This window comes from Haloechinothrix alba (assembly GCF_900188115.1).
GTDB lineage: Bacteria > Actinomycetota > Actinomycetes > Mycobacteriales > Pseudonocardiaceae > Haloechinothrix > Haloechinothrix alba.
In genome coordinates, this window is record NZ_FZNW01000006.1 from 88,618 (window position 1) to 105,899 (window position 17,282).

General features: G+C 70.4%; 14 protein-coding genes. 8 read left to right on the top strand and 6 right to left on the bottom strand.

The window, feature by feature from the left end:
* Positions 1 to 35: 35 nt before the first annotated feature.
* Genes CHB84_RS07050 through CHB84_RS07060 form a run of 3 tightly spaced genes read right to left on the bottom strand, consistent with a single transcriptional unit; the run spans position 36 to position 4,764 of the window.
* Positions 36 to 2,534, bottom strand: a complete 2,499-nt coding sequence (locus CHB84_RS07050; RefSeq protein WP_089300823.1) for a transglutaminase TgpA family protein — start codon at positions 2,532 to 2,534, stop codon at positions 36 to 38.
* Positions 2,531 to 3,826, bottom strand: coding sequence for a DUF58 domain-containing protein (locus tag CHB84_RS07055; protein ID WP_245818599.1), 1,296 nt, complete (start codon positions 3,824 to 3,826; stop codon positions 2,531 to 2,533). The genes CHB84_RS07050 and CHB84_RS07055 overlap by 4 nt, the downstream gene beginning before the upstream one ends.
* Before the next feature lie 2 nt (positions 3,827 to 3,828).
* A complete protein-coding gene (locus CHB84_RS07060) occupies positions 3,829 to 4,764 on the bottom strand; it encodes an AAA family ATPase (RefSeq protein ID WP_089300825.1) in 936 nt (311 codons plus the stop codon).
* Positions 4,765 to 5,473: 709 nt separating this feature from the next.
* Here CHB84_RS07060 and mraZ point away from each other — a divergent pair.
* From mraZ to CHB84_RS07085, 5 genes are all read left to right on the top strand, one after another.
* On the top strand, positions 5,474 to 5,905 hold the full coding sequence (gene mraZ, locus CHB84_RS07065) for a division/cell wall cluster transcriptional repressor MraZ (protein WP_089300703.1): 432 nt from the start codon (positions 5,474 to 5,476) through the stop codon (positions 5,903 to 5,905).
* A 302-nt stretch (positions 5,906 to 6,207) separates the two neighbouring features.
* Positions 6,208 to 7,200, top strand: coding sequence for a 16S rRNA (cytosine(1402)-N(4))-methyltransferase RsmH (gene rsmH, locus CHB84_RS07070; RefSeq protein WP_245818600.1), 993 nt, complete (start codon positions 6,208 to 6,210; stop codon positions 7,198 to 7,200).
* 145 nt (positions 7,201 to 7,345) lie between these two features.
* Entirely contained in the window at positions 7,346 to 7,951 is a 606-nt protein-coding gene (gene ftsL, locus CHB84_RS07075) for a cell division protein FtsL (RefSeq protein WP_141134602.1), read from the top strand.
* Positions 7,951 to 9,939 (top strand): peptidoglycan D,D-transpeptidase FtsI family protein, encoded by a 1,989-nt coding sequence (locus CHB84_RS07080; RefSeq protein ID WP_425432283.1) that lies wholly within the window; start codon positions 7,951 to 7,953, stop codon positions 9,937 to 9,939. Before ftsL ends, CHB84_RS07080 begins: the two co-directional genes overlap by 1 nt.
* Before the next feature lie 20 nt (positions 9,940 to 9,959).
* The gene (locus tag CHB84_RS07085) at positions 9,960 to 10,649 is read left to right on the top strand and encodes a uracil-DNA glycosylase (RefSeq protein WP_089300707.1); all 690 of its coding nucleotides are present in this window, start codon (positions 9,960 to 9,962) and stop codon (positions 10,647 to 10,649) included.
* Between the two features lie 76 nt (positions 10,650 to 10,725).
* Here CHB84_RS07085 and CHB84_RS07090 read toward each other — a convergent pair whose 3' ends face one another.
* Entirely contained in the window at positions 10,726 to 12,090 is a 1,365-nt protein-coding gene (locus CHB84_RS07090; protein WP_089300708.1) for an HNH endonuclease signature motif containing protein, read from the bottom strand.
* Positions 12,091 to 12,349: 259 nt separating this feature from the next.
* On the opposite strand from CHB84_RS07090, the gene CHB84_RS07095 reads away from it, so the two are divergent.
* A complete protein-coding gene (locus tag CHB84_RS07095) occupies positions 12,350 to 13,195 on the top strand; it encodes a serine protease (protein WP_245818602.1) in 846 nt (281 codons plus the stop codon).
* Between the two features lie 24 nt (positions 13,196 to 13,219).
* Positions 13,220 to 13,663 (top strand): GNAT family N-acetyltransferase, encoded by a 444-nt coding sequence (locus tag CHB84_RS07100; RefSeq protein ID WP_089300827.1) that lies wholly within the window; start codon positions 13,220 to 13,222, stop codon positions 13,661 to 13,663.
* Here the strand turns inward: CHB84_RS07100 and CHB84_RS07105 are convergent.
* A complete protein-coding gene (locus CHB84_RS07105) occupies positions 13,629 to 14,828 on the bottom strand; it encodes an 8-amino-7-oxononanoate synthase (RefSeq protein WP_245818603.1) in 1,200 nt (399 codons plus the stop codon). The two genes, CHB84_RS07100 and CHB84_RS07105, sit on opposite strands and share 35 nt — an antisense overlap.
* A 210-nt stretch (positions 14,829 to 15,038) precedes the next feature.
* Here CHB84_RS07105 and CHB84_RS07110 point away from each other — a divergent pair, with 210 nt between their 5' ends.
* Entirely contained in the window at positions 15,039 to 15,743 is a 705-nt protein-coding gene (locus tag CHB84_RS07110; RefSeq protein WP_425432285.1) for a PIG-L deacetylase family protein, read from the top strand.
* 38 nt (positions 15,744 to 15,781) lie between these two features.
* Here the strand turns inward: CHB84_RS07110 and CHB84_RS07115 are convergent, their stop codons facing one another.
* On the bottom strand, positions 15,782 to 17,197 hold the full coding sequence (locus CHB84_RS07115; RefSeq protein WP_245818604.1) for a DEAD/DEAH box helicase: 1,416 nt from the start codon (positions 17,195 to 17,197) through the stop codon (positions 15,782 to 15,784).
* Positions 17,198 to 17,282 lie beyond the last annotated feature (85 nt).

The window sequence follows — 17,282 nt, forward strand, 5'->3', positions numbered from 1 at the left end:
AAGGCGGGTTCGCCCGCACGCCGGAGGCCCCTGGGCTAGAACCCGACCACCGACCGCGGGAACAACCGGCCTGCCATGTCCACCGGAGCGGCGCTCGCCAGGCTCGCCCGCAACCGTTCGTACGCAGCTGCGAGGTCGCCGCTCGTCTCACCGGCCGGGCCGTACCAGGACCGTTCCAGGCACGTGACGACGGCGTGTAGTTGCTGCTGACCATCGGCTCCGAGACGTCCGCCCTCGCCCATCCGCAGGGCAGCGTCCCGTACGGTGTCCGCGATCCCGATCGGGATACGGCGGTCGGCGCACTCCGCGATCAGCTCCTGCCACGCGGCGTCCGCGGCGTCGGCCCGCCTGCTCAGCAGGGTATGTAGCCTGCGCCTGCGGCCGATCTCGCGTAGCAACCACGGCGCTACGGCGCCACCCGCGAGCACCGCCACGAGCCAGGCGAGCCAGCCGGACAGCTGCCAGCTCAGCATGGCCAGACCGAGGACACCGCAGGCTGCCGCCCCGACGGGAAGCCACGGCGCGGCAAGGGAGAGGTACCGGGCACCGGGGCGGACCCCGTCCGGCCGACGGCGCAGCCTGGATGTGCTGCGTGCCGCGAGGACCGCGGCACACCCGAGTGCTGTGGCCAGTGCCAGCGACACACCGGCGAGCCACTGTGACCAGGTCGGCGGCGCTCCGGTCGGGAGGGAGCCCGCGTCGACCCGGTTGCCTGCGGTCGTGCTGTCCTCGGGCGGCGCCGCCGCCTGGTCGTCGGTGTTCCCGTCGCGCTCCTGCGGTCCCTGCGCCGCGGCGTCGTCCTCCCGGCCTGACGAGTCCCGCTGGCCCTCCAGGTAGAGGGGCGTGGTGCTGCGGCCGTCGTCCAGCGGAGTCGGGTCGAAGGGCATCCACCCGTGCTGCTCACCGAAGTACACCTCGACCCAGGCGTGCGCGTCCCGTGAGGTGATGGAGCGGTGCTCGCCCTGCTTCTCGCCGGAGGTGAACCCGACGGCGACCCGGGCGGGGATGTCGATCGCGCGCAGCATGACGGCCATGGACGAGGCGAACTGCTCGCAGAAACCGGTCCTGCCGAACAGGACGAAGTCTGCGAGTGCGTCGTTCGCGGCTTCCTCGGAAGGCGGTGCCGTGCTCGTGTCGTACGTGAAGCGGCCGTCCTCGGTGAAGTACCGCCACAGAGCCGCAGCCTGGTCGAACGTCGACTCCTCGCCAGCGGTGACCTCCTCTGCGAGCTCGGCGACGCGCGGGTCCACGTCGTCGACCTCGGTGTAGACGCTCGCGGGAGCTCCGGGGTCCGGCTCCGCCGCGCGTAGCTCGGCCGGTCGGGCATCGCGCAGCGAGGTCGTGATCGAGTAGGTGGGCGGGCGTTCCCGGTGCTCGCTGAAGACCGTGCCGCTCATCGTGTCGTAGTGCCACCGGTCGTCGATCCCGTCGATGCTGCTCGGCTCACCGTAGACCGGGAGCCACACGTCCTCCCACCCGACCGGCTGAATGGTGATCTCGGTGTCCGGGCTGCGGCTGGCCCCTCCGGGGACGGGCAAGGGTTCGGTGGCGGGCAGGCCGGCAGGGAGCGAGTCCCGGTCGGCGAGGGACCAGCCCTCGTCGGGGCGGTAGGTGTCCAATGTGAACGCGCGCATGAGCTGCCGGTCGTCCTCGAGCCCGCGAACGCGGAACATCTCCCGCTCCTCGTCGTGGTTGAGCATGCCGCGCAACGACGTGAACGGGGTGATCCCCATCCCGGACGACACGCCGCCCTGCTCGTCCGAGCCGCTGGGAAGCTGGCCGACCGTGCCGATGGAGGTGACGGTGACCCCGGAGACGAGCCCGAGCACCACGGCGAGCGACATCAGCGTGACAGGCACCGGTGCTGCCGCGGCGACGGCCTCGCGTGCGGACCTGTGGCGGTGGAAGGTCTGCCATCTCCGGTGGCTGCCGTGCACCGTGATCAGGGCCGCGAAGGCCGTCGCGCCGAGCACGAACGACCACCACGGCAGCATCTGGTTCGACAGCGACGCCGGGATGGCGTAGATGCACAGCAGCGCGAGACCGGCCGCGGCAGGTGCCTTCGCCGGGACGGCGAGCGTGTCGACGAGTACCGCGACGACTCCGACCGCCAGCGTGGTCAGCAACACGATCGGGCCGCTCGCGCCGATCGGGGGTGTACCGGTGCGGATCTCCTCGCCTGCCGTGAGCAGCAGGGTGTGCAGCTCGTCGAGAGCGGCCGGTCCCGGCACCGCCACCGCGATGCCGTGCTCGGCGAACATCGCGGTCACACCGAGCAACAGGACGATGAGCTGGCAGGGCCCGACGACGACGGCAGGCAACCCGAGCAGGCGGGCGGCCGATCCCGTCCCCGCCACGAGAAGGACAGCCACCGCGATCGGCACCAGCCATGAGAGCCCGGCGATCACGCTGGTCAGCGCGGTCGCGGATGCGATAGTGGCCGCCGCGGCGAGCCCGCTTGCCGGCAGCGCTGCGCGTACTGCGGCCGAGCGGCGGCTGGCAGGGCCGGCGTTGCCGGGATGTGCCTCGGTCATCGTGCCCCCGCCGATACCGGGCGTCCCGGGGCCGACCGGCACAGCTCCGCCCAGGCACCGGGGATGGTCGTGGTGGAGTCGACCACGCATGTCGCCCATCCGGAGGCGCGGAACAGGCGTGCCGACTGCTCTGCCGGAACCGTCTCGCGGTGCGCGGCACCGGACCAGGACGGGGTGTCGAGCAGGACGGCCACGGCCGGCCCAGCACCGGTGTGCGCGCGGCACAGCTGATGCACGGCCTCGTCGGAGAGGCTGCCGAGTACGGCGATGAGCGCGCCGCCGTCCGTGAGGCTCGCCCTCGCGCCGATATCGCGCTCGTGTGACTGCTGCACGGCCGCGAGCTTGTCCAGGATGAGCTCGTCGTGCTCCGGGGTGCCGCCAGAGGGTACGTCCACCAGCGGCACGGTGTCCTCGGTGATCAGCCGGACCCCGCGACCGGAACGTCGGAGCTGCAGGCCGGTGCTCGCCGCGAACGACACGGCCCACTCCACACTGCTCGCTGGACCGGTTCCCGCGTGTGCCGCGGCGCGGCGGTCCAGCAGGACGGTGGAACGTCCCTGCCGGGGTCGTTCCTCCAGCCGGACCATCAACTCGTCCCGGCGTGCCGTGGAAGGCCAGTGGACACGGCGCATGTCGTCACCGTGCCGGTACTGCCGCACGATCGAGTCCGGGTCGCCCATGCCGCTCACCCGTGCGGCCGCACCCTGGTAGTGGGACTCGTTACCGGCGCCGAACGGAAGGCCGGTGAGTTCCACGGTGCGGGGGACGACGGTCAGTGGCGAAGCCGTGAGCAGGTCGTGGTCGAGCTCGCACAACCCGAACGGGTCGGACATCGTCGCACTCAGGTCGGTGATCCGGTGCACCCCGCGCAGCGCGGGCCGTAGCGGGTAGGTGAGCTCGACGACGCGTCCCCGCGGCAGGCGTTCGACGACGAATCGCGGGCGCGAGCCGAGCTGGTAGGGGACGCCGTCGGTGAGGACGGTGTGGACGGGGGGAAGCCTGCCGCTGCGCCACAGCCTCAACCGCACCGCGCACTCGGCTCCCACGGGGATCCTGTCCGGGCGTACGAGCCGTTCGGCGCGGATCCGTACGCGTGGCAGTGCCAGGAACAGCACGGCAAGCAGGGGCAGCGCGATGATGAACGTCGCTACGCGCAGCAGCTCCCGTTCGTTGAGCACCCACGCGCACACGGCGGCTGCGACGCCGGCGGCGAGCAGGCACCGTCCGCGTGTGGTCAGTCCCAGCAGCGCACGAGTGCTCGCGCGGAGGTACTGTCGCAGCGTCGCCAGCACGGTTATCGCGCTCCGCGCGGTACGGGTACGCGTTGCAGCACGGCGCGGACGATGTCGACGTCGGTCTGCCGGGACGCCTGTGCCTCGGTCGTCAGCACGAGCCGATGCGCAAGCACCGGTATGACCACCGCGTGGATGTCGTCGGGAACGACGTACTCGCGGCCGGACAGCGCTGCTTGCGCGCGGGCGGCGCGCACCAGGTGCAGGGTCGCGCGGGGAGAGGCGCCGAGACGGACCTCGGCGGCGTGCCGGGTGGCGGTGATCAGCTCCACCGCGTACTGGCGCAGCTCCGCCGCGATGTGTACGCGCCGCACGGTCTCGGCCATCGCCTGTACGTGACGGGCGTCCGAGACCGGCTGTAGCTCACCGAGCGGGTCGTGTCCGGCGTGTTCGTCGATCATGGCCAGTTCGGCCTGCTGATCCGGGTAGCCGATGGACACGCGGGCGCTGAACCGGTCCCGCTGGGCCTCCGGTAGCGCGTAGGTGCCTTCCATCTCGACAGGGTTCTGCGTCGCGATGACCATGAACGGGCGGTCGAGGTGGTAGGTGGTCGTGTCCACGGTCGCCTGGTGTTCCTCCATACACTCCAGCAGCGCCGACTGTGTCTTCGGGGAGGCGCGGTTGATCTCGTCTCCGACAACGATGTTGGCGAACACCGGCCCCGGCCGGAACTCGAACTGGCTGGTCTCCCTGTTGTAGATGGACACGCCGGTGATGTCGCTCGGCAGCAGGTCCGGCGTGAACTGGACCCTGCTGACCGGGCAGTCGATGGACCGTGCGAGCGCCTTGGCCAGGGAGGTCTTGCCGACCCCGGGGACGTCCTCGACCAGGAGGTGCCCCTCGGACAGCAGCGTCACCATCGCGATGCGTACGACCTCGGACTTGCCGACGAGGACCCGCTCGATGTTGCTGGCGATCTTGGCGACGGTCTCGTGCAGCTCGGCGAACCCGGCGACGTGGTGGTCGGCACGGGTGCCCTTGGCGGTATCGAACGGGGTGTGCGTGGCAGCCCGCTCCTGCCGGGTCGTGGTCGCTGTGTGTGCGCCGTTGGACGCCGTCGCGCCGTTCGAGTGTGGCTGCGCCACCGAGCTCGGGCTCGTGGTCGATGCCAGCGATGAGGACTGGGCTCGTGACGTCACGCAACCTCCAGGTGACCAACACCGGTGCGGTGATTGTGGTTCAACACGTACGGGCGACCGGACGAGAGCCCATTCTCGCTTCCGCATGCCGCGGCGACGACCCCCGTCCCCATGAGTGTGTCAGACCGTTGTCGGGTTCGCCGAGCCGTGCGTCGGGTCGTAGCGGGCGGGCCGGAGCTCCCCACGCTTCCCCACTCCGTGTCGAGCGTCGTGCCCGGCGCCGCCCTGCAGGCGTGTTCGGTGCCGTTCGGGCGTTTCGTGACGCCTGTGTGCCATTCACACGCGCGGTACCTCCTGTCAAGGTGACGGACGCGCCACGCGATGCTCCCCACTTGCCCCCACGCCGGGATAGTCCCTGTGAGCTGGTGAAACAGGTACACCCGTCCGCGCGACGCGGGACTTTCCACGTTGACTGTGGTGACTCGTGGGGTATGGTGGTGATCAGTGGGGCGAATGGGAGCCCTGTGGCCGATCCTTCAGGGCGCGGATCGGTAGGGAGGTGGGAGCCGTGTTCCTGGGCACCCACACGCCCAAGCTCGACGACAAGGGGCGGCTGGCGCTGCCCGCGAAGTACCGGGACGACTTGGCAGGTGGGTTGATGGTCACGAAGGGGCAAGACCACTGCCTGTACGTGTTCCCCCGAGGTGAGTTCGAGCAGATGGCGCGCAAGGTGGCCGAGGCTCCGTTCACGAACGAGACGGTGCGGGCCTACCAGCGCTACCTGTTCGCCGGTACGGACGAGCAACGCCCTGACGCGCAAGGTCGCATCGCCATTGCCCCTGAACTGCGACGGTATGCCGGGTTGACCAAGGAGTGCGTGGTCATCGGCGCGATCACCAGGTTGGAGATCTGGGACGCCCAGGCCTGGCAGGACTACTTGGAGGAGCACGAAGACAGCTACGCGAAGGCGCAGGAGGAGGTGCTGCCTGGTGTGTTCTGACCGCGCCGGGCGCAGGAGTACGGGCTGAGTGCCCGGGCAGCGCACCCGCACCGTCGGGGGGTGAGGGTTCGCGGCCCGAGCGGTTCGGTTCGCAGGCGGATGCGGTGAGGCCTCTGTCCGCTCGTATGACCCTGGTGCAACTTCCCCGGCACCAGGTTCGCGGAGGAGCGGGCGGGGACCTGACGGCATCTGCCGATCCGTCACAGCTGTCGCGAGACGCGGTATCCGAGTCAGCAAGTCGTGCCGCCTGCTCCCGAGTGGTGCGGGCGAGACGCCGGACGCAGCAGGAAGGGGGCTGTGTGATGGCTACCGGCGAGACGCCGCACGAGCACGCCGACGACCCGGGTGTGCCCGTGCACGAGCCCGTTCAGCTCGATCGCGTGCTCACACTGCTCGCCCCCGCGCTGTCCGGACCGGATGCGGTGATGGTCGACGCGACGGTCGGGCTGGGTGGTCATGCCGAGGCGTTGCTGGCTGCGCACCCCGCGCTGACGTTGATCGGGCTCGACCGTGACCAGGACGCGCTGCGGCACTGCCGGGAACGGCTGGCCAAGTACGGGGACCGGGTGCGGCTGACGCATGCGGTCTTCGATGCGCTCGCCGAGGTGCTCACCGAGCTCGGGATCGCGCGCGTGCAGGGGGTGTTGTTCGATCTCGGTGTCTCGTCCATGCAGCTCGACCAGCACGAGCGGGGTTTCAGCTACGCCCGCGACGCGGAGCTGGACATGCGCATGAACCCCGGTACGGGCCCGACGGCCGCGGACGTGCTCAATACGTACTCCGCAGGGGAGCTGGCCGGGATCCTGCGCTCGTACGGGGAGGAGCGGTTCGCGCACCGGATCGCGAAGGCGGTGGTCTCCGCGCGGCAGAAGGAACCGTTCACCACGAGCGCCCGCCTGGTGCGGCTACTCACCGAAGCGGTGCCTGCGGCGAGCAGGCGCACAGGTGGGCACCCCGCGAAACGCACGTTCCAGGCGCTGCGCATCGAGGTCAACGGTGAGCTGGACGCGCTGCGCGGGGCGTTGCCCGCTGCGCTGGATCGGCTCGCGGTCGGCGGCCGGTTCGTCGCGCTGTCCTATCACTCGCTCGAGGACCGCATGGTCAAGAAGGCCCTCGTGGAGCGGGCGAAGTCGCGTACCCCGGAAGGGCTTCCGGTGGAGCTCGCCGGGCACGGCCCGCAGCTGCGCCTGCTCACCCGGGGTGCGGAGCAGGCTTCGCAGGACGAGGTCGAACGCAACCCACGGTCGGGCTCCGTGCGTTTACGCGCGGCGGAGCGGATCGCTGAGGCGGCATGAGCAGGTATCGGGAGGTGGTCTCGTGACAGCACCGGCACGGTCTCGTGCACGCACCAGCGACACCCGACGCAAGAGCCGGACGGGGAAGGGCAGCGGGTCGGCGAGGCGGTCGACGCAGCGTGCCGCCACGCGTACCCGCGCAGGTGTGCGCACCGGACGTCGCGCTACGGCGCCGCGTTCCACGGCGCCGCGCACCACGTCGAAGTCGGCGACGAGCGCCCCGGCGTCGAAGCGCAGCGCCCCGGCTTCCGGTAGCCGCCGCAGTGCCGCCGAGAAGGCATACGCGCGGCGGGCACAGCGCTCGACAGCGCTGCTGGACAGAGGCGCAGGCGCACCCGCGATGCGTATCACGCAGCTGACCGAGCGCGGCGCCGTGGTCGCGCTGCTGAAACGGTGTCTCCCGAAGTCCCGGAGCGCCTTCGTGCTCACCATGATGGGACTGCTGACAGCCGGACTCGGGTTGACGTTGTGGCTGTCCACACAGGCCATCGCGGACTCCTACCGGCTCGAGACCGTGCGGGCCGAGAACGCGAGTCTCGCGGAGCGCGTCGAGCGACTGCAACGTGAGGTGACCCGGCAGGAGTCCGCCGCCTCGCTCGCCGAACGCGCCCGCGAGCTGGGCATGGTGCCGTCCGGTGACCCGGCGCGCATCATCGTGGAGCCGGACGGCGAGACCCGGCTGTTCGGTGATCCCGAAGTCGTGGACTCCTCCGGGGGTGGAGCGGCCCAGCAAGGCGGGACCGGAGGGTAATGATGCGTGGCGGCAGGAGCCCGGGTGGAGCGCGAGGCCGCGGTGCGCGGAGCGGCCGCGCCAAAAACGCACCCAGGAAGGTGACGACCAAGCGGGTCGGCGGTACGCGCTCGCGGTCCCGCCGTGTCCCGCTGCGACGTCGCGTCGGTTCGGGTGCGTCCCGGGTGGGGAGTATGAGCCGCTTCCAGGGGGTGAGCATCCTCCTGGTCGTCGTGCTCAGCTTCGCGGGGTTGAAGCTGGTACACGTGCAGGCCTTCGAAGCCGAGGCGCTTTCCGCGCGGGCCGAGCGTCAGCGCACCACCGTGATGGACATCCCAGCGGAGCGGGGTGCGATCTACGACAGGGACGGGATCGAGCTCGCCTTCAGCGTCGAGACGCGGACCCTGCAGGTCAACCTCCGGAACATGCGGCGGGAATGGACCGAGCATCTCAGGGACAACCCCGAGTCCGATATGGACTTCGACGCGCGTATCGAGGAGATCTCGGAGTACATCGCCGAGCAGGTGCCGGAGCTGACATCCGAGCAGGAGCTGCTCGCCCGGTTCCGCAAGCCCGCCGACTTCACCTACCTCGTCGACAAGGTCCCGCCGTCGGTAGCCGACGAGATCACCGAACGCTACCCGGAGATCGCCGAGGAGAAGCGGGCCCACCGGGAATACCCGGGCGGTCGTCTCGGTTCGAACGTGATCGGGTACGCCAACTGGCGCATGGAGGACGAGGACGTCTCCAAGCACAACCTGCGCGGGCTGGTCGGGTTGGAGAGCGCGCGGGACAACGACCTCGCGGGCCGGCCCGGCCAGCAGGTCGTGGACACCCGGCAGGGGGATCGTGCGGTGGTGATCCCCGGCAGCGAGCGGGACGTGCGGCCCGCCGTCCCGGGATCGGACCTGCACCTGACCCTGGACTCCGATGTGCAACACGACCTGCAGCAGCGACTGTCCGACTACGTCTCGCGTACGAAAGCCGACGGTGGCAGCGCGGTCATCATGGACGCCGAGACGGCCGAAGTGTACGCGCTGGCCAACGACTCCACCTTCGACCCCAACGAGTTCGGCGACGTCAGCGAGGACCAGCTGCGCAACGACGCGGTGACGATACCGTTCGAACCGGGGTCGGTCAACAAGGTCGTCACAGCCGCGGCCGCGATCGAGAACGGCATCACCGACCCCGACGATGTCCATTCCGTTCCCGGGTCGATCCGGGTCGCCGATCACACGGTGCGGGACGCGTGGTCGCACGGCACGCTCGGCATGACCACGACGGGGATCTTCGCCAAGTCGTCCAACGTCGGGACACTGCTGCTCGCCCGGGAGCTCGGCCCGGACGTCTTCGCAGAGACCGTGGAGCGATTCGGCCTGGGACAGCGGACCGGGATCGGCCTGCCGGGGGAGAGCGCCGGTTACGTGCCGCCACGCGAGCAGTGGTCCGGCACCACCTTCGGCAACTTGCCGATCGGTCAGGGCCTGTCCATGACGGTCGTGCAGATGGCGAGTATGTACCAGGCGTTGGCCAACGACGGCATCCGTGTGGAGCCGAGCATCGTGCGGGCCACCGAGAAGCCGGACGGCACGCGCGTCCCGGAACCGGACCCGGAGTCCAGCCGGGTCGTCAGCGCGGACACCGCCGAGACGGTGGTGGACATGCTGCGTGCCACGGTCCAGGAGGGCGACGGTCAGAACAGCGGTACGGCACCGAAGGCGGACATCGACGGGTATCAGATCTCCGGCAAGACTGGTTCGGCACAACAGGTCGACCCGGCGACCGGGTCGTACTCGGACTCGAAGTACAACATCAACTTCGCCGGTATCGTCCCCGCGGACGACCCCCAGTTCGTGATCGCGATCATGCTGGACGCGCCGGACACGACGTTGCCGGAGGGCAGCTCCGCGGCACCGCTGTTCAGGGACGTGGCCTCGTACCTGGTGCAGCGGCACCAGATACCGCTGTCCGGTGAGGAATCGCCGGTGGTTCCTCTCGTGGTCGAGTGAAGGCGCTAGGCTGCGTAGCCATGTCAGCGCGACCGTTACCCGAGATCGTGGAAGCAGGATGGGCTGAGGCGCTCGCTCCGGTGGCCGACCGTATCGCGGCGATGGGCGAGTTCCTGCGTACCGAGATCGCGCAGGGACGCGAGTACCTCCCAGCGGGGGAGAACGTGCTCCGCGCCTTCCAGCAGCCGTTCGAGGACGTGCGCGCACTGATCGTCGGCCAGGATCCGTACCCCACGCCGGGCCACCCGGTGGGTCTGTCGTTCTCGGTCGCGCCGGATGTCCGGCCCCTGCCGAAGAGCCTGGTCAACATCTTCCAGGAGTACCGTGACGATCTGGGCTACCCGACGCCGAGCACGGGCGATCTCTCGCCGTGGTCCGAGCGGGGCGTGCTGCTGCTGAACAGGGCGTTGACGGTGCGTGCGGGCAAGCCGAACTCGCACCAGGGCAAGGGCTGGGAGGAGGTCACCGAGCAGGCCATCCGGGCGCTCGCCGCCCGGGACAAGCCGCTGGTGGCGATCCTGTGGGGGCGCAACGCCCGCAACCTGAAACCGTTGCTCCAGCAGGAGTCGAGTGCGGTCAGGTGCGTCGAGTCGCCGCACCCGAGCCCGATGTCCGCGCACTACGGCTTCTTCGGCTCCCGCCCGTTCAGCCGGACGAACGCGCTGCTCGAGGAGCAGGGTGCCGACCCTCTCGACTGGAAGCTGCCGTAGCGTCCGGTGCCCGTCCGGCGAACGCTGGGTAATCAGCTCGGTGCACGGGCCTGTGCTTCGCGACTGCGCGCGGTTGTCAGAAGGGTGGGTCGCCGGGTGGGTCGGTGCCGCTGGTTGTGCGGTCGGTGGGGGTGTCCGATGGGGTTGGTTCGGGTGGTGCGGCGGGTGGGCGCCGGTGCTCGGTGTAGTGCCGTCGGGTGGGGGTGGTGATGCTGCTGGTGCCGGTGGTGGGGTTGTGGTGGAGGGTCCACTGGGGGTGATCCTTCAGCCGGTGGTGTCGGCGGCATTTGGCTCCGCCGTTGGTGTGGGTGGTGGTTCCGTTGTGGTGCCAGCTGTGCAGGTGGTCGTAGTCGCTGTGCTGGGCGGGCCGGTGGCAGCCGGGTGTGGTGCATTCTGTGTCGCGGACGGCCACCAGGTCGCGGATGGCGGTGGTGGGCCGGTAGCGCCTGCGGCCCACGTCGAGCACGGCGCCGTTGGCGGGGTCGGTGAGGACTTTGCGCCACACGCTGTTCTCGCTGGCCAGGATGTGGCGGGCGATGGGTGCGGGGAGGGGGCCGTAGCCGGAGAGGTCGCAGCCGGTGTCGCTGATGCCGAGTGCGGTGTCGATGGGCATGTGCAGGAACACGGTCGCCGCCGCCTCCGGCACACTCACCTCGGGGTCGTGGCCCAGCAGGAGGTTGGCGTGGATGTCGGCGCGCAGCTGGTCCAGGGTGCGCGCATCGCCCCGGTGACGTTGCTTGCGGGCGAGCGCGTCGATGCGGGCATACGCCGAAGCCGCCACCTCGGCAGGCAACTCCGCCGTCAGGGTGGATAACCCGTCCTCCCCGGGCAGCAACTCGACCTTCCGGCCTGCACGGGCCTGCCGGGCGCGGGCGGCCTGCCCGTCGGGGTCGGCCTGTTCGACGAGCCTGCGGGCGGCGCGGGCCAGGTTGGCCGGATTCGTGGGGCTCACCCGCCCGGATTCGAGTTTCTCGGCGAGCTGCTCGTCCACTGCGCGGGCCTGCTCGTCCTCCACCGTGTCGGTCGCCTCGGTGATGCGTCCCGCGGCGTGGGCTTCGATCTGGCCGGCTTCCATCGCCGCCAACACCCGCGGCATGCGGGCGGTGAGCTGGCGCGCCCGGTGCAGCCGCAGCGCCGCCGTATGCCGCGAGACCCGCAGTTCGAGCGCGGCCTCATCGGCCACGTACCGGTCACTACCGCGCAGCTGGTCGAGGCGGGCCAGGGCGTGGGCCTCGATCGCATCGGTGTGCGCCCGGATCCGGCGGGCCGCGGCCAGCGTCTCGATCACCTGCTCGGCATCCAGGTCGGCGACCTGCTGCCCGGTGAAGGTGCGGCACCGGATCTCGGCCTGCTCCTCGGGAGTGAACGCGACCGCAGGCGCCTGCCCGGCCGGGACGAACATCACCCCAGCCGGACCAACCACCTGCACGAACTCCGACACACCACCATGATATCGCACACACGTTCGACCACCCGCAGCGACACGCCGGGGAAGGTGCGCCGTCCGGCCTCGCCGCTCGTGGTGCTGCGCGGGACAATGGTGTCCCCGCGCGAACGGCACCCAAGTACACCCAGTTCAGTGACAGCGGAACGGGGTATGAGTCGATAGGGTCATCGGGCGGTCGCCGTGTGCACGAGGGCGGGCTCCGGTGCGTGTGGCCGGCCGCAACAGGAGTGCGAATCCAGTTCGAGGAGATGTCGTGCGGGCAAGAAGCAAGCTCGTATCCAGCATGATCGCTGCCGCAGTACTCGGAACCGTCGGCGTGTTCGGTGCGTTCGGAGGGACGACCGCGTCGGCGACGGCGAATCACGCCGGAGCGCAACCGTTCATTGTGGGCGGTGACAGGGCCAGCGTGTCTGATCACCCGTACGTGGTCTACCTCGAGGACAGTGGCGGAACGCAGTACTGCGGTGGAACGCTGATCGACGATCGAACGGTACTGACGGCAGCGCACTGCGTGGCGAACGTGCCGCGCCACAGGTACTCGGTGGTGGCAGGCCGGCAGGACACCCGTGACAGCAACGGGATGGACAGCGACGTCGAGCGCGTGTGGATCCCGGAGGACTACCGGTCCGTGCGGGAAGGCTCCGATATCGCCGTGCTGACGCTGGAGCGGCGGATTCCGTACGAGTCGGCGCGTGTGGCGCGGTCCGGCCAGCACGACGTCTACTCGGAAGGCACGATAGCCGAGGTCTACGGCTGGGGGCGTACCAGCGAAGGCGGGACCAGGTCGACGGATCTGCGTAGCGCGGAGGTTCCGGTGCGTCCGGACAGCGCATGCGACGAGGCCTACGACGACTACGACCCGGAGACCATGGTCTGTGCGGGCTATCCCGAGGGTGGGGTGGATGCCTGCCAGGGCGACTCGGGGGGACCGCTGATGGTCGATGACACGCTGATCGGGATCGTCTCCTGGGGTGAGGGTTGCGGTCGCTCAGGCAAGCCGGGCGTGTACACCGACGTGAGCGCGTTCACCGACGCCATCGAGGGCAGTGGCCGCAACGACGACCACGAGCCGGGGGGTCTACCGATTCTCGGTGGGTGAGTGCCACTCTGCTACGAACGTGGCATGAGCGAGCCGCAGTGCGCCGCGGGACCGGACCTGGATGCCGCGCGCCTCTACGAGTTGCTGTCCTTGCGCGTGAACGTGTTCGTCGTCGAACAGGAGTGCGCCTATGCCGAGCTGGATGGCAAGGACCTGCTGCCGGGCACGACACACTTCTGGGTCGCAGACGACGACGGCGTACGCGGCTGCCTTCGCGTCCTCGAGGACGGCGGGCAGTGGCGGATCGGCCGGGTGTGCACGCGCCGGGATGCCCGGGGCGAGGGCGTCGGTGCGCGGTTGACTGCCGCTGCACTCGATCACGTCGGCCCCGTCGATGTGGTGCTGTCGTCGCAGCGGTACGCCACCGGCTTCTACGCAAGGTTCGGGTTCGTCGCCGAGGGTGAGCCCTACGACGAGGACGGCATCCCGCACATCACGATGCGGCGTCCTGGGGAGCGGTCATCGTGATGGCATCGACGCACGCGTCCAGGTCGGTGCTGGTGAGGTCGGCACGTGCGGTCAGGCGCAGCCGGGAGACGCCGTCGGGAACGGAGGGGGGCCGGAAGCAGCCGACGCGGACACCCTTCTCGGCGCAGCGCGTGGCCCAGGCGACGGCGTGCTCGGGTGATGGTGCGTGTACCGAGACGACTGCCGCGTCGGGGTCGCTCGTGCTCAGGCCTGCGGCACGCAGGCGGGTGACGAGCTCGGCGGCGACGTCCAGGACACGGGTGGCGCGCTGAGGTTCGTCGCGCAGGATTCCCAGGGCCGCAAGCGCGGCTCCGGCGCTGGACGGCGCCAGGCCGGTGTCGAAGATGAAGCTGCGCGCGGTGTCGACGAGGTGCCGGATGACGCGACGCGGCCCCAGCACCGCGCCACCTTGTGCGCCGAGCGCCTTGGACAGCGTGATCGTGGTGACGACGTCCGGCTCCGCGGTCAGCCCGGCCTCGTGCACCGCGCCACGACCACCCTCGCCGAGCACGCCGATACCGTGCGCGTCGTCGACGATCATCCCGGCGCCGTGCTCCCGGCAGGCGGCGGAGAGCTCGGGCAACGGTGCCTTGTCCCCGTCCACGGAGAACACCGAGTCGGTCACCACCATCGCGCGGGAGTGTCGCCGGGTGCGCAGCGCGTGCGCGACCGCTTCGGGATCGCTGTGCGCCACGGCGGCGACATCCGCGCGGGAGAGGCGGCAGCCCTCGATGAGTGAGGCGTGGATGTAGTTGTCTGTCACGATGGCCGACTCGCGGCCGGAGAGCGTGGTGATGGCGCCGAGGTTGGCGGTGAACCCTGAGGAGAACACCAGGGCCGCCTCCGCACCGCAGAACCGGGCGAGCGCGTGTTCCAGCTCGGCGTGCAGCTCGGTGGTACCGGTCACCAGCCGCGACCCGGTGGCGCCTGCGCCCCAGCGCAGAGCGGCGGCCGCGGCCGCGCTGGTGACCCGCTTGTCCCGTGCGAGCCCGAGATAGTCGTTCCCGGCGAGATCGATCTCCTCCGCCGTGGCCGAACGGGGGCGTAGGCGGCGAACCAGGCCGGCCTGCGAGCGGCGCTCCGCCTCGTCGTCGAGCCAGGCGAAGACGTGCTCCGCAGGGTGTGTCGGGTCTGCGGGCTCCGGCTGGCCGGCCGGGTCGTTCACGGCGGCACACTCCTCGTCTCGGCATCTCGGCGGCAGTGTCGGTAGGGGGCGATTCGGGCCGGTTCGGGGCCAGGTCGGGCCGGGCGGCGGGAAGTCGTTGTCAGCCACACGGTCCGATCGGGCGCCTGACATACTCGTCGATGTGCAGTGTCGCACCGGGAACCGGTGCCGATGTCATGGAGGTGGCCGTACGTGACCGAACTTGCCGCGATGCCGACGGACTGGAACAAGGCGCTGGCCGTCGTCGCACACCCGGACGACCTCGAGTACGGGGCCTCCGGCGCGATCGCTCGCTGGACCGAGGAGGGGCGCGAGGTCGTCTACCTGCTGGCGACGCGGGGTGAGGCGGGGATCGACAGCATGGAACCGTCCGAGGCAGGCCCGCTACGTGAGCGGGAGCAGCTGGCCAGTGCGGCCGTCGTCGGCGTCGACAAGGTCGAGTTCCTCGAACACCCGGACGGGGTGATCGAGCACTCCCTCGAGCTGCGCAAGGACATCGCCACGGCGATCAGGCGTCATCAGCCGGAGCTGGTGATCACGACCAATCACCGGGAGACCTGGCCGGGCGGGTTCCAGAACATGGCCGACCACCGCAACGTGGGGGCCGCGACGATCGACGCGGTCCGGGACGCGGGCAACCGGTGGGTGTTTCCCGAGCTGCTCGAGCAGGAGCTCGAACCCTGGGACGGGGTGCGCTGGGTGGCGGCGAACAGCTCGCCGAACGCCTCGCACGCGGTGGACATCACCGACACGTTCGACAAGGCTGTGGAGTCGCTGCAGGCGCACGAAACGTACCTCGCCGGGTTGCGCGGCGTGATGGCAGACCCGGACACGTTCCTGCGCACCATGGCCGAGAGTGTCGGCAAGATCTTCGGGTGCGAGCTCGCCTGCTCGTTCGAGCTGATCGAAATGTGATGCCGGCGCCTGCCCGGCGCCGGCATCACATCTCGAGGTCAGCGCCGGGCGCGCTCGCCGCTGCGGTTGTTCCGGCCGCGCGAGTGCCGGGTGTCACGGCGGTCCTTGCCACCATGCCCGCCGTGCCCGCGCCCGTCGACCCCGCGGCCCGGCTTCGGGCGCGAGCGCCCGCTCTGCTCGACCTGGGGCTCGGGAACCGCGGTACCGGTGGGCCTGCGGGCGCCGGTGACGCTGGCCAGCGTGGTGTCGCCCGGCTGGACCGAGGCCGCCTTGGGCTGCACGCCCGCACCGCTGATGATGCGCCGTGCCGCGCGCCGCTGCTGCGGTGTGACCAGGGTGGCGACGGTGCCCGACTCGCCTGCTCGTGCCGTCCTCCCCGCACGGTGCAGGTAGTCCTTGGCGTCGCCGGGCGGGTCGATGTGCAGCACGAGGCTCACGTTGTCGACGTGGATGCCACGCGCGGCGACATCGGTGGCGACCAGCGTGGTCGCAGCGCCTGCACGGAACGCGGCCAGTACCCGGTTGCGCTGGCCCTGCGTCTTCCCGCCGTGCAGCGCCACGGCCGGGACACCGTCACTTCGCAGCTTCTCGGCCACCCGGTCGGCGTGGTGCTTGGTGCGCACGAACATGATCGTGCGCCCGTCCCGCGCGGCGATCTGGGAAGTGACCGCGTGCTTGTCGCGCTGCTCCACGGTGAACACGTGGTGCTCCATGGTGGTCACGCCCGCGGTGGCCGGAGCGACCGAGTGCTCGCGCGGGTTGCTGAGATGGTCACGCACCAGGGTGGCGACCTCGCCGTCGAGGCTGGCGGAGAACAGCATGCGCTGACCGTCCGACGGGGTCATCCGGAGGATCTCGGTGACCTGCGGGAGGAAGCCCATGTCGGCCATCTGGTCGGCCTCGTCGAGGGTGACGAACGCGACCTCGGACAGCGAGCACGTGCCCTGCCGCGTGTGGTCGGCCAGCCGGCCGGGGGTGGCGATCACCAGGTCGGCACCGCGCTCCAATGCGAGGGACTGACGCTGGAACGACATGCCTCCCACGATCGTCGCGCAGTGCAGGCCGGCGGCCTTGCCGAGCGGCTGGAGCGCTTCGGAGACCTGCATGGCCAGCTCCCGGGTCGGCACGAGCACGAGCCCACGCGGGCTACGTTTGCCCGGCCTGCCGTCCCGCTGCCTGGCCTGGTGCAGGCGGGTGAGCAGCGCCAGCCCGAAGGCCAGGGTCTTGCCCGACCCGGTCTGTGCCCGCCCGAGCACGTCGCGCCCGGCGAGTGCGTCCGGCAGGGTCGCCGTCTGGATCGGGAACGGGCTCTCGATGCCGGTGCGCCGCAGCGTCTCGAGTAACGGCTTGGGAAGGGCGAAGTCGGCGAACGACGAGGACGTCTCGGCGGAGTCGTGCGAACGGTCGTCGGTTTCGGGGGTAGGCGCGTTCGGCGCCTCAGCAGTAATGGTCACGGATACCTTTCCGGAGTGGCACGTCACGTGCGGCCCTGATCCGCCACGTCTCGCGTGGACACCGTCGAGGAAGTCGATCGATGAG